This window comes from Vibrio marisflavi CECT 7928, assembly GCF_921294215.1.
GTDB classification, from domain to species: domain Bacteria; phylum Pseudomonadota; class Gammaproteobacteria; order Enterobacterales; family Vibrionaceae; genus Vibrio; species Vibrio marisflavi.
The window spans coordinates 1020404-1033662 of sequence record NZ_CAKLDM010000002.1; the positions used below are offsets into that span (position 1 = coordinate 1020404).

A 13259-nucleotide genomic window follows, 5' to 3' on the forward strand; every position below is an offset into this window, starting at 1 on the left:
TTTGTGTTTATTTACTTCAATCGTTAAGCTAAGCGGAAGAATTTACTTACTTCATTTTTGTATTGTGAAAGCGACTGCGAACCTAGACAACCTTTTTGACAAAGCACTTCAAGTCTCTCCCTATTTAAAAGGTGAACCATACTCCAGTTCTATTGCTAGCGATAAGTTACTTTTTATGGGGAGAGATTGTTCTGCACAAATCAATCACCTCTATGAAAGCTTGGCAGAGACATATCCAGAAGCAGGGAAAAGCTACTACTTAACTAGAACCTGGGATCTACTCTGCTGGCAACCTCTTTACTTATCCTTTGTCGCTATCTATCAATTGCAAGCTGTGCCAAAGATTCAGCAGATTGTGCAGTGCTTTCAACCGAACTCTATTTATGGCTTTTATTTTCCAAAAAGTGAAATGGAGAGCGATCAGATTCCTGATATGATCAAGAAAGTATCAATCGAACTAAAGGGGCTTTTTGATAACTATCGAGAGCAAATGAGCCAGTTCATTCGAATTCGACCGGGCTTTACCAATCATTTATTTGCAGATGCGCTGCTTAAATTAATCGTTAGGTTTCAGCAGACTAGTAAAGATTTACCTTCTCCAGACTGGCTGCAACATGCAAGACTATGGCTCCATCATTGCGGTTTGCCAACCTTATTAGCAGACAAGCTTATCTGTCCACCTTGTGGTACTCAGTTATCGTATGTACGTACGAGCTGCTGTCAGGTGTATAGGTGCTCTGACGGAAGCTTATGCGACGATTGTCCTAGAGTTAATACCAATAGATCTTAGTGTCTATATGCTGAGTATCTATAAATATTTTTCATCGACGAAAATAATAAAGTGACTTGTTAGTATCCTCATATGAAGTTTCAAACTTGTGATATTTATCCATACATTTAGTGTGGTTGTTCTATAGTTAAGATATAAAAAATAATCAGTCAGTTGCTAAGAGCCAAACTATGTCAGATAAACCCGTATTTGTTGTGGCAGCGGAGGTTTCTGCTGAGTTGAATCGCGGAATGCAGATAGCAAAGCGATTACTTCTTGTTGCAAGTAATGCGCGTGCATTGGCACTTCGGGCGGGGACAAGTGCAGCTGGTTTTAAACCCATCACCGACTCCATCGATGAGTTGGTAAAAATTACGTTGGAAATATCAAGTTCTATAAACAGCAAAGCACAATTCGCTAGCCAAATTGCAACTGCCAATACTAGAGCTTCTTTTGCACTAACAAAATTTGAGGCGGTATATAGGCAGGTTGAGGCTGCCAAATATTTGTCCACACTCGACGGTGCTAGACAAAAAACATATGAAGAGCATCAAGTATTAACTGAGAAGTTTTGTGAAGAGATAAGTGCACTGCATGAATTACTAAAGGCTTTAGATAGTGAGCTGAGAGTTGCAGCTATTGTTTCTACCATGTTACGAGTAGAGGCATCTCAAGCAGAAGAGCAGTTCAAGGATCAACTGGATACCATTGCTGACAGTGTGAACGAGCTGGCTGATAAAGTGAAGCAACATGTACTTAAGTCTTTAACTCTATTTTCATCATTTCGTCAGGAAGAATATGCAATCAAAAACACTCTATAGCCAAGGTGAACACCGCTGGGTCGCATTTGCTCGTGATCCAAGTAAGCCAGAAAAGGTGATTGATACCAATCAGTATATGATAGTCAATCGTGATCAAGCTATGTTACTTGATCCGGGAGGAATAGAGTTATTTTCCTCAATGCTAGGCTGTGTCGTCAAAGAAATCTCTGTTGAACACATTACCCACCTGTTTGCCTCTCACCAAGACCCAGACATTATTTCATCGCTAGGCTTATGGGATAAGGCTTTGCCAGAAGCAACGTTGCACTCTCCCTGGATTTGGGAAGGCTTTATTCGTCACTTTGGCATGGATTCAATAAAGTACGATCCTATTGAAGATAGCGGGGGAAGTGTGTCTTTATCTGGATTGGAAGTGGAATTTATCCCCGCTCATTACATGCACTCGTCGGGCAATTTCTCTGTATATGACAAAGAGGCAAAGATCTTAATGTCCGGGGATATAGGAGCAGCGCTTGATTCTGTTGATGCTCCTTTCTATGTCGAAGATTTTGACGCTCATATTCCAAAGATGAAATACTTTCATCAGAGATGGATGCCATCAAACAGGGCAAAACATGATTGGATTGAAAGAGTGAGTAAGCTCAATGTTGATATGATGTGCCCACAACATGGCGGTATATTTAGAGGTGAGGATTTTAAGCGTTTCTTAGATTGGCTAGATACACTGGAAGTGGGAATTGCTGTTGGTAGTGAATAAAATTTGTAAGCATATTAACGACAATATCATGATTATTCAGAATATTGTCGGTGATATGCTAATTAACTCTTAGAATTTTAATTCAGAAAATATACTGTTGTATGAACCCTGCTATCTGGTTGAAGAAATTGTTATTACCACAACGGTATTGGATACCGAATAAACGAGTAATAGAAGTTAAGGTGTTTGATATCAATGATGGGAGTGGTTATAGATTAAATATAATTATGGGTTGTATATAATGGGTATAGAAATATAAATTATTTTCGTTTCAGTTTTGTATTAACTTTGCTATTCTCCCAACCTGCTTGAAACAATATTTATTGTTCCATTATGACTGAAAGAAAGAAGTTATTCATCGCTTTTATCGTATATATCGTAAATCCTTTAGGTGGGATGATAATCGATATGTATGTGCCTGCTTTGCCAGATATTAAAGCATTTTTCCATACCTCGACGAACCTTACTCAGTGGACTTTTACCATTGCAATTATTGGCTTTGGGCTAGGGCAGTTGATCTCTGGCCCATTGTCCGATATTTATGGACGAAGAAAGCTGATATTAGCAGGAGTGATTGTTCAACTTTTGCTATTTCTTGCAATCATATTTGTAAACAGTGTTGAACTGTTTATCGTCTTAAGGGCACTGCAGGGGTTTGCCGTGGCATTAATTTGTATTCCTGCGCGAGCTGTCATAAAAGATATATATAGTGGTGAACAGTTTATGAAGGCGATGAACTGGGTTACGACCACTTTTGCAATGGGGATGATTGTGTCTCCATTTCTCGGCAGTTTGTTCACATTTTATTTCGGATGGCATTCTGTTTTTTGGTTTTTATTTATTTACGTTTTGTTTTCTGGGGTGCTTGTTTATTTTATTGTGCCTGAAACAAAAACTAGAAACAAGAGTGTTAGCTTTAGCAAAATTAAGAATAACTATGCCGAGCTTTTTGGAAGTAAGCGTTTTATCCTAATGATGTTAATGGCCGGTACTTTCAGCAGCTCATTGCCAGCTTTCAACACAATAGGGCCTTTTCTTGTCCAAGAAGTGTTGCACCTTTCAGCTTTAGATTATGGGCGGATAGCTTTGTTACTTGGAGGAAGTTGGTTCCTTGGTAATTTAACTAGTCGTTTGCTGTTTGATTTATCAAAAACCAAGAAAACAGTTGGATGCTTTTTTGCTTCGTTAGTATCTGTTGCAGTGGCTATAGCCTATTTAAAATATGGCGGACAAATGAATCTGTTTGTACTCATTGCTCCGCTAGTTGTCGTAATTTTCTCAGCGGCTATTTTGTTTCCAATATACTTAGGTGAATTGATTTCACCGTACGGGCATATCGCAGCGACAGCGAACTCCATTGTGTTTTCGGTATCTTGGTTTATGAGTGGATTTCTTAGCTATTTAGCCGGAATGTTGAACGTACACAGTGTCATACCTTTCTTGTTGTTATTGTTAGCTAATACGATGTTCGCACTAGTTATTTTTGTGGCAATACAGAAAACCCTTGTGAAAAAAGAGTGTGAAGGATAGAGAGCGTTCAATCCGATGAACGCTCTGATATGTCATTACGCGGCTATCAAAAAAAACAGTGTGGTGAACGCTACAGCGACAATCACGTAAGGAAGCTGGGTGATGGCGTGTTGCATTGCAGTACAGCCAGAGCCCTGAGCGGAGATGACGGTTGAGTCGCTGAAAAAGCATGAATGACTACCCGCAGCTGACGCTGAAAGTAAAGCACCGATTGTCAGGTGCAGCGGTACTCCTAGATGTGCTGCAAGAGGAAAGACAATTGGCATAGCAACGGCAAAAACTCCCCAAGAAGAGGCTGTAGCAAACACCAATGCTCCTGTTACCAAGAAGATAACTGCTGGGAATAGTTGGGCAGATAGGTGTGGCCCAACGGTCTCGATAACATACTGTGTAATCCCCAATGAGTCATTAACATGTTTAAGCATAAAGCCACCGATGACTGTAGCTAAAGGTAGTAGCATCACTTTTATGCCATCGTAGACTGCGTCAAACATCTCATTCATTGTGATTAGCTTTTGCGCACCATAGAAACAGATAGTGAAAGCAATCGCAACGAATACTCCAGCAAGTAAATCAATACCGAAATACCAGCTAGCAGCAACAAGAACAAACATAGGCAGAAGGAAGTTAATCAAACCCATTGTAGAATTTGAATGAGCTTTAATATCTGAACCGAAATCTATGTCTCTTGCACCATCTGGTTTTGTTTGGCCAGCTCTTGCTCGGCGTTCCGCCGTTTTCATTGCACCTAGGTCTGGTAGTTTTTCAGTTGCAACTAAGAAAACAACCGCGAGTGTTACCCAGCCGTAGGCCATGTATGGAATGGAACTAATGTACTCGTTAATGCCTTGTCCTGTTGTGGCGACACCGTTAGCTTCCAAAAGAGAGCTAAAAAATACCGCCCATGTAGAAATTGGGACGATAATACAGATAGGTGCAGCGGTTGAGTCAACGAGGTAAGCAAGTTTTTCTCGTGAGACTTTGTAGCTATCGGTAACTTTTTTCATAGAAGATGAAATTGCGATAGCATTTAAGTAATCATCAATGAAAATAACGATACCCAGAACGAATGTCATGAGGAGAGATTGTTTTCGACTTCGAATTTTTGTGACGAGCAAATTGCTGAAGCTAAGTATACTGCCTCCTTTTTCTAATATGGCGATAAGACCACCCATCAAACCACACACTAGAATAATCCAAGCAATGGTGTCATTCACCATCACTTCCAGTGATATATTTACAATATGTTTTACAGCATTATCGGGATCGAGCATCAGAGCACCCGCGATGGTGCCACAAAACAGTGCTTCTACTGTACGGTGTGTCGTTAGAGCAAATACGAGCACTAGTGCTGTGGGTAACAAGCTAAGCCAGCCGTAGTCTTGTCCTTTTGGGTGGGTGAGACCAATATAGGTAAATAAGCCTAAGGTTAAAACTACGATAAGGCTTAACATCGTATGTCTATTTATATATCTAGTCGGTGAGCGAAGCGCCGAGCTATGTGTGTTCATAAATTTCTCCTGTCTTAAGCCGAGTGAAGCATCCAATCTATTTCTAGTGGCGTAACGACTCGTTCAAAGTCGGCAAGTTCACTGCGTTTGCATGCAAGATATAAATCAATGAAGTCACGAGAAAACTGCTCTGGTAACTCACTACTATCGAGTGCTGTAAGTGCTTCTGGCATTCTAGTGGGTAGGTGTTGTGCTGGTTCATTGAGCGATGGTGGACACTGAGACGCCAAATAATTTGGGCTTGACAGTACTCCGCCCAAAACAGTAGCCACCAACAGGTATGGATTAACATCAGCGCCAGCGATTCGGTGCTCAATTCTACGATTCTTTGCGTCGCTGATTGGTACACGTAGGGCGACGCCACGGTGATTTTCTCCCCAGTTTGCTGTTGTTGGAACATAGGCTCCGGGGATAAAACGGCGATACGAATTTACATTTGGGCAAAGCAGCGCCATAGTGCCACGTGCCTGAGCAAGCATAGCTGAAATTGTTTGATAAAATAGTTCGCTGGAAGATCCGTCTAAGTTCGAGAATAAATTGCGACCGTTCGCGTTGAGTAAGCTGATGTGTACATGTTGTCCACTTCCTGCTTGATCATGAAATGGTTTTGCCATAAAGGTTGCATCGAAGCCATGTTTGTTGGCTATTTGTCGAATCAATCTCTTTGCGAAAATAATATCGTCACAGGCTTTTAGCACGTTCTCAGAGTGATTAAAGTTTATCTCAAATTGACCAGGGGCAGATTCAGACAGTGCACCTGAAGTATTGAGTTTCTGAATTACTGCTAAGCTATTGAGCTCTTGCAAGAACTCTGCGTAATCATCGAGCCCATCTAAATGATAAACTTCAGTTTCTGTTTCTCGAATATTCTTGCTAGGGTTAACTGCTGTTTGCAATTCCCCGTTTGGTCCTCGCTTTTTGTCTATCAAGTAAAACTCTAGCTCCATTGCGATAACAGGGTATTGGCCTCGCTCTTTCAATTCGTCAAGCATATTTTCTACGATGGTTCGGGCTAGAAGAGGGTGTGGTGTAGATATATTGTCATCAGTCATCGTAAGCAGAATTTGACCAACACTCGGGTTTGACGTTGGGATCAAGGTGTTTGTGATGGGGAAGCACAAATGATCGGGTTCTCCTAAATCTTCACCTAGCCCGGCAGTTTCTACGACGTTACCTTTGGTATCCAGAGAAATAGTAGAGAGTGGAAGCGCGACACCTTTTGAGAGTTTTTCTAGCGATTCGATGGGTATCCGTTTTCCTCTAGGAGTTGCATTGATGTCTGTAAAAACCAGATCGATATGCTCTACATTGGGCCAACTCTTTTTAAAAGTAGCCACTTCTTGTAAGAATGAATCCACTTTATTCTCCTATTATCAATAAGATAAATCTATTTTTGGAACCGTTTCTGTTTGAAAGTAGTGAACAGAATTAATCTAATGCCAGTCATCTCTTGTTCAATATTTCTAACATCTAAATTTAACTTACTATTAACATTTGGCATTGTGTTGCTCAATATAAATTCCATAAATGCCTATTTATTGAACGATAAGTGAGGCTTTGGTCACAATAATATGCTGTATGGAATAGATGTGTTGAAAATATCTAACAACAGTTGTAGTGTTTTTGTTAAATATTTTGTTGACAGGTTAATTCATGAGTAATCAACATTCTCCAATCATTGGAATCGTGACTTGTTCAAAAAACTTAGGTGGCTACTCGATTCAAGCTGTGAACGAGTCTTATATTGACGCTGTTGAGCAGTTCTCAGGTACACCGATTTTACTGCCCAGTGCAGCTGGTATTGGTCATTTAAACGAATTTCTTGATATGTGTGACGGTTTCCTATTCACCGGTAGCCACTCAAATGTTGAACCTAGTCGCTATAACGCTGCTCATGATGAGTCTTATTTAGATAGAGCGAGAGATGAATTAGCACTGAATTTAATTCGTGCATCTGTCGATGCCAATAAACCTTGTTTTGGCATTTGTCGTGGATTTCAAGAAATGAATGTTGCGCTTGGTGGAACATTGGAGCCGTGTGTTCATGAGGCTGGTTACAATGATCACCGTGAAAACCCAACAGAGGATATGAGTGAAAAATATTCGGCATCTCATTCTGTCATTGTGCAAGAAAAAGGCATATTTGCCAGCTGGTTGTCTGACTCGAAAGAATTTGACAACAACGATTGCTTGGTTGAAGTGAACTCTTTGCACAACCAGGGCATAAAACACCTAGCGTCAAACTTATCAATTGAAGCCAAAGCATTTGATGGACTTGTAGAGGCATTCAGCTTGCCTGATCACAAATATTTTATAGGTGTGCAGTGGCACCCAGAATGGAACCCAATTCACAATTCGTTCTCTCAGCTTTTGTTCAAAAAATTTATTATGGCTGCGTCGAATAACAACTAGGTCAGTCACATGGAAAATGAACAAATTGGTCGAAGCATTAGTAAGTTAAGAAAAGATCAAAGCTTGTCTCAAAGAGAGTTAGCCGATAAGGCAGGTATCACCCATAGCGCTATCTCATCTATTGAAAATGGAAAAGTGAGCCCGTCAGTAAGTTCACTGCAAAAAATCGTTAATGTGTTTGATATGTCGCTTTCAGAGTTTTTTACAATCGAGCAGCAAGACGATCAAAATAAAGTCGTTGTTAAGCCAGAGGAGTTGATTGAAATAGGCAATAACTCAGTTTCGATGAAGCTGGTTAGTCGTGGCAATAAGTCACAAATAATCGGCTTTCTGATTGAGGAGTATGCTCCATTTAGCACGACAGGAAGAGAAGAGATCAAACATGAAGGAGAGGAAGTAGGCACCATTTTACAAGGTGAGCTTGAGCTGGAATATAACGGCGAAATCTACCTTCTCCGTGCGGGGGAGTCGTACGTCATTGATACGACATTACCGCATAAATTTACTAATAGAACAGATACCGCGTGCAAATTAATCAGTGCACACACACCGACATCGTTCTGATGTTTTGTATTCAACACTCGTCTCATTAATTGGGGAGCAATATGAAAACTCAGCAAGAATGGCTAGAACTTAAAGACCGCCTGCAAATCGAAACTAACGCGTTTATTAACGGAGAGTATTGTCCCGCTATCAACGGTCAACGTTTTGAAGTGGTTAACCCAGCGACAAATGAAAGTATTGCTGAGGTCGCTCAATGCACCCAAGAAGACGTAAATATAGCAGTTAAGGCTGCTCGACAAGCTTTTCATTCAGGAGAGTGGAGTGATAGTGCTCCCGAACATCGTAAACGTATATTGAGTCAATTTTCCGCTCTAATCGAGCAAAATAAAGAAGAGCTAGCTCTACTAGAAACATTAGATACGGGCAAACCTATCGATCACAGTTTTTCTACAGATATCCCGGGTTCTGCTAGCGCTATTCGTTGGTACGCCGAAGCCATTGATAAATGTTATGGGGAAGTCGCGACGACAGAAAGAGATGTCCATGCATTTATTTCTCATCAACCTGTTGGTGTAGTTGCGGCAGTTGTACCATGGAATTTCCCATTATGGATAGCGTGTTGGAAGCTAGGGCCAGCGTTAGCTGCAGGTTGTAGTGTCATTCTCAAACCATCAGAGAAGTCTTCACTGACGGCGATCTATTTGGGTAAGTTGGCAAATCAAGCGGGTCTGCCTAAAGGGGTATTTCAAGTTGTAACAGGTTATGGACATGAAGCTGGTGATGCATTGGCAACGCACAGCGATGTTGATTGCATTACTTTTACTGGTTCCACCAAAGTAGCTGGTCAATTAATGGTGAGCTCAGGGGAAAGTAACCTAAAACGAGTTTGGGCTGAAGCTGGTGGCAAAAACGCCAATATTGTATTCGATGATTATGAAGATCTTGATCACGCGGCAGAAGCTGCCGCAGCCGGATGTTTTTATAACCAAGGTGAAGTGTGTGTCGCTGCTACGCGTTTGTTGGTCCATGAAAGCATTAAAGATCAGTTCATCGATAAAGTGCTCTCCGCTGCACAGCGCTTTCAACCGAAAGATCCTCTCGACCCAAGTTCTTGCATGGGGTCGCTTATCGATCAGCAGCACAAAGACAAAGTAGAGCAATACATCAAACTAGGTGTTGAGGAAGGTGCTTTGCTAAGAGGTGGCGAGCAGACTCTTGAGCATGGTGCGTTTGTATCGCCATGTATTCTCGACAATGTTGATAACTCGATGCGTGTGGCTCAAGAAGAAATATTTGGGCCGGTGTTGTGCGTCATTCCTTTTAAAACTGAGCAGCAGGCGATTGAAATCGCGAACGATTCAAAATATGGATTGGGCGCGGCTCTTTGGACTGACAATATCAATCGAGCGCATCGCGTGGCGAAAAAGTTAGAAGCAGGAACAGTCTGGGTAAACAACTACAACGAAGGTGATATGACGGTCCCGTTTGGAGGGTTCAAGATGAGCGGCAATGGACGGGACAAATCAATTCACGCGATTGAAAAGTTCACTGAAACCAAAACGACGTGGATTCGTTTACAGCCAAACCAATAAGCTTGTGATAGCTAACGTAGTGTTAAAATCTGATATTGAGCAAAGGAAATGACAATGAATACACATACTTGTTCCTATTACGCTGATTCTATAGCTGACATGCCAGACTATCCTCAGTTACGCGAAAGTATTGAATGTGACGTTTGTGTCGTTGGAGCTGGGTTTAGTGGTTTGTCTTCGGCACTTCATTTGAGCGAAAAAGGTTACAACGTCGTCGTGCTTGAAGCGAGCAAAGTAGGGTTTGGGGCGACAGGCAGAAATGGTGGTCAAATCGTTAACAGTTATAGCCGAGATGTGGATGTAATTGAAAGCCGCTATAACAAACATACGTCCAGCGCACTGTGCAACATGATTTTTGAAGGTGGCGATATTATTCGCGATATTATCAAACGATATAATGTCGAATGTGATTTTAAAGCAGGTGCTATTTTTGCCGCGTTGAATGGCAAACAGCTCAAAGGTCTTGAAGAACAAAAAGCCAACTGGGAAAGGTTTGGGCACAACGAACTCGAGCTTATGGACGCCCATCAAGTCGCACAAGCGACGGGTAGCAACTCATATGTTGGGGCAATGCTCGACATGCGTGGTGGTCATATTCACCCACTGAAACTGGCTCTTGGTGAAGCGCGAGCGATCAGCTCTTTGGGAGGGCGCATTTTTGAACAGTCGAAGGTGACTAAACTCGACAAGGGAAAACAGCCAGTTGTCCATACTGAATTTGGTCAGGTTAAAGCAAAATTTGTCGTCATGGCAGGTAACGCTTATCTAGGTGGAATCGAGCCCAAAATCAGTAACAAAGCGATTCCTTGCGGTACACAAATTGTGGCCACTGAACCGCTGTCAGAGCAGCAGCTAGAAACAATCTTACCCTCAAATTATTGTGTCGAAGACTGCAATTACCTACTGGATTATTTTAGATTAACAGCCGACAAGCGCCTTTTGTTTGGTGGCGGTGTTGTTTACGGCGCAAGAGATCCACAAAACGTGGAAGCCCTAATTCGCCCGAAAATGGAAAAGGTATTCCCACAACTTGCTGGGGTTAAAGTGGATTATGCTTGGACAGGCAATTTCCTCCTGACATACTCACGTATGCCTCAGTTCGGCGCTTATGAAGATAACTTCTACTACTTGCAAGGGTACAGCGGACACGGAGTCACATGCTCCCATTTAGCTGGCAAGTTGCTATCTGAAAAATTGTCTGGCTATTCCGAGAGGTTTGATGCTTTTGCCTCACTAAAACACTATTCATTCCCGGGTGGGAGACATTTCCAGATCCCTCTCACTGCGCTAGGTGCAGCCTACTACAACCTTCGAGATAAGCTCGCTGTTTAGCTAGGCGCTTAGAAGCGTAATACAAGTTCAATTATATCTAACTCAACGTAACCCATTTAGCCATATGGGTGGGTTACTGCATGAAAAATAAGGAAGACTTCATGAGTAAAATGGTTACTTTTGCTGTACTACAGTTCTCTGTTAGTTGGGATTTAGAAAACAACTTGAAAAAAGTATCAGAAGCTATTCGGACTGCGGCTAGTAATGGGGCAAACGTTATAGTGCCTCAAGAACTGTTTGCTGCCCCATATTTTTGCAAGAAACAAGAAGCAAAATATTTTGAATTGGCGGAAACGTGTGAAAGTAGCAAGCTTATACAGCACATGAGTGTTTTGGCAAAAGAGCTGAATGTAGTTATCCCAGTTAGCTATTTTGAACGCAGTGGAAACACATTTTTCAATTCACTGGTCATGATCGATGCAGATGGAACCGTGTTAGAGAACTACAGGAAATCTCATATTCCTGATGGACCGGGTTATAGCGAAAAGTTTTATTTCAGCCCTGGTGATACAGGTTTTAAAGTGTGGCAAACAAGATTTGGTAAGTTCGGTGCTGGGATATGTTGGGATCAGTGGTTCCCTGAATTAGCTCGTAGCTTGGTACTAAATGGTGCCGAAGCTATTTTTTATCCAACCGCGATTGGCTCAGAGCCGCAAGATAAAACCTTGGACTCTCGAGATCATTGGCAAAGAACGATGCAAGGTCATTCGGCGGCAAACATGGTTCCAGTGCTGGCGTCGAATAGAACTGGTAAAGAGTTTGATGATGGAATTGAGACCACGTTCTATGGCTCATCGTTTATCACAAATCATACTGGTGCAAAAATTGTCGAGGCGAGTCGAGACAAAGAAGAGATCATTTATGCTGAGCTCGATTTGGCAGAATCACAAAAAGCTCGTCAATCTTGGGGGCTTTTTAGAGACCGCAGGCCAGACCTATATCAAGACTTAATGCAACTTTCTGTCTGACTTCGGAGGTGATATGAAATTGAATTCAACACCTAAGCAAGATGGATTTTCGTTTCCAGCTGAATTTGATCCTGTATCCGATGTGTGGATGGCTTGGCCTGAACGTCCCGACAACTGGAGAGATAATGCGATACCTGCGCAGAACAACTTCGCCAAGATTGCCAATGAAATTGCTAGAGTGGCAAACGTATATATTGCTGTGAGTGCTGCTCAATATCAAAACGCGAGGTCTTCTCTAGACCAAAGAATTAAAGTGGTTGAAATGGACTACAACGATTCTTGGATGAGAGACATAGGACCAACAGTTCTGACTGATCAGCTTGGCAATAAACGCGGTGTCAGTTGGCAATTTAACGCATGGGGTGGTGAATTTAATGGATTGTATCAAGATTGGCAACATGACGATCTTGTCGCTCCGTCGGTTTGTAGTGCTCTAGATATTGATTACTACCAAGCACCATTCGTGCTTGAAGGTGGGGCTATTCATACTGATGGAGAAGGAACTTTATACACCACGAAGGAATGTCTATTAAGTCCGGGCAGAAACCCACACTTATCAATGGAGCAAATCGAGTTCTACTTGCAAGAGTATCTTGGCATACAAAAAGTTATCTGGCTGACTCACGGTTTATACAATGATGAGACGGATGGGCATATCGACAACCTTATTCATGTAATTGGGCCGGGAAAAGTAGTGCTGAGTTGGACTGAAGATCCGCAAGACCCGCAGTATCACCGCTCTCGGCAAACTCTTTCGGAGCTAAATGGTCAAACTGATGCTAAGGGTAGGGACATTGAAGTGATTAAATTGCCGCTACCAGATCCGCTTTACTACCAGCAAGAAGAGGTAAAAACGATCTCAAAAAGTAGTGGCATGTTAAGGTGTGAGGGAGAGAGGTTAAGCGCTTCGTATGCGAATTTTTTGATGGTAAATCAGCATGTTTTTCTACCGCAATTCGGTGAACAATATGATAGAGAAGCTGTCAAAATCTTAGAATCTTCTTTACCTGATTATGAAATAGTGCCAATTCCTTCAAGGGAAGTCTTGTTGGGGGGAGGAAATATTCATTGTATCACCCAGCATATTCCTGCGTAGCTTTTG

Annotated in this window: 12 protein-coding genes; 10 read left to right on the forward strand and 2 right to left on the reverse strand. The window is 41.9% G+C overall.

Annotation, left to right across the window (positions count from 1 at the left end; translation table 11 throughout):
* Nucleotide 1: 1 nt before the first annotated feature.
* From L7A31_RS11390 to L7A31_RS11405, 4 genes are all read left to right on the forward strand, one after another.
* Nucleotides 2–790 (forward strand): siderophore ferric iron reductase, encoded by a 789-nt coding sequence (locus L7A31_RS11390; protein WP_237361635.1) that lies wholly within the window; start codon nt 2–4, stop codon nt 788–790.
* 170 nt (nt 791–960) lie between these two features.
* Nucleotides 961–1590 (forward strand): chemotaxis protein, encoded by a 630-nt coding sequence (locus L7A31_RS11395; RefSeq protein WP_237361636.1) that lies wholly within the window; start codon nt 961–963, stop codon nt 1588–1590.
* Nucleotides 1568–2308: an oxygen-binding di-iron domain-containing protein gene (locus L7A31_RS11400; protein WP_237361637.1), complete on the forward strand. Its 741-nt coding sequence runs from the start codon at nt 1568–1570 to the stop codon at nt 2306–2308. Before L7A31_RS11395 ends, L7A31_RS11400 begins: the two co-directional genes overlap by 23 nt.
* Before the next feature lie 333 nt (nt 2309–2641).
* Nucleotides 2642–3838, forward strand: coding sequence for a Bcr/CflA family efflux MFS transporter (locus L7A31_RS11405; protein WP_237361638.1), 1197 nt, complete (start codon nt 2642–2644; stop codon nt 3836–3838).
* Between the two features lie 35 nt (nt 3839–3873).
* Here the strand turns inward: L7A31_RS11405 and L7A31_RS11410 are convergent, their stop codons facing one another.
* Together L7A31_RS11410 and L7A31_RS11415 are read right to left on the reverse strand one after the other, a co-directional pair.
* Nucleotides 3874–5349 (reverse strand): Na+/H+ antiporter NhaC family protein, encoded by a 1476-nt coding sequence (locus L7A31_RS11410; RefSeq protein ID WP_237361639.1) that lies wholly within the window; start codon nt 5347–5349, stop codon nt 3874–3876.
* A 14-nt stretch (nt 5350–5363) separates the two neighbouring features.
* Complete coding sequence (locus tag L7A31_RS11415) at nt 5364–6707, reverse strand: glutamine synthetase family protein (RefSeq protein WP_237361640.1); 1344 nt, start codon at nt 6705–6707, stop codon at nt 5364–5366.
* 295 nt (nt 6708–7002) lie between these two features.
* On the opposite strand from L7A31_RS11415, the gene L7A31_RS11420 reads away from it, so the two are divergent.
* From L7A31_RS11420 to aguA, 6 genes are all read left to right on the forward strand, one after another.
* Nucleotides 7003–7761 (forward strand): gamma-glutamyl-gamma-aminobutyrate hydrolase family protein, encoded by a 759-nt coding sequence (locus L7A31_RS11420; protein WP_237361641.1) that lies wholly within the window; start codon nt 7003–7005, stop codon nt 7759–7761.
* Between the two features lie 9 nt (nt 7762–7770).
* Nucleotides 7771–8325 (forward strand): HTH-type transcriptional regulator PuuR, encoded by a 555-nt coding sequence (gene puuR / locus L7A31_RS11425; RefSeq protein ID WP_237361642.1) that lies wholly within the window; start codon nt 7771–7773, stop codon nt 8323–8325.
* A 41-nt stretch (nt 8326–8366) separates the two neighbouring features.
* On the forward strand, nt 8367–9857 hold the full coding sequence (locus L7A31_RS11430; RefSeq protein WP_237361643.1) for an aldehyde dehydrogenase: 1491 nt from the start codon (nt 8367–8369) through the stop codon (nt 9855–9857).
* Nucleotides 9858–9911: 54 nt separating this feature from the next.
* Nucleotides 9912–11189, forward strand: a complete 1278-nt coding sequence (locus L7A31_RS11435) for an NAD(P)/FAD-dependent oxidoreductase (RefSeq protein ID WP_237361644.1) — start codon at nt 9912–9914, stop codon at nt 11187–11189.
* Between the two features lie 101 nt (nt 11190–11290).
* Nucleotides 11291–12157 (forward strand): N-carbamoylputrescine amidase, encoded by an 867-nt coding sequence (gene aguB / locus L7A31_RS11440; RefSeq protein ID WP_237361645.1) that lies wholly within the window; start codon nt 11291–11293, stop codon nt 12155–12157.
* A 13-nt stretch (nt 12158–12170) separates the two neighbouring features.
* Nucleotides 12171–13253 (forward strand): agmatine deiminase, encoded by a 1083-nt coding sequence (aguA, locus tag L7A31_RS11445; protein ID WP_237361646.1) that lies wholly within the window; start codon nt 12171–12173, stop codon nt 13251–13253.
* The last annotated feature ends 6 nt before the right edge of the window (nt 13254–13259 follow it).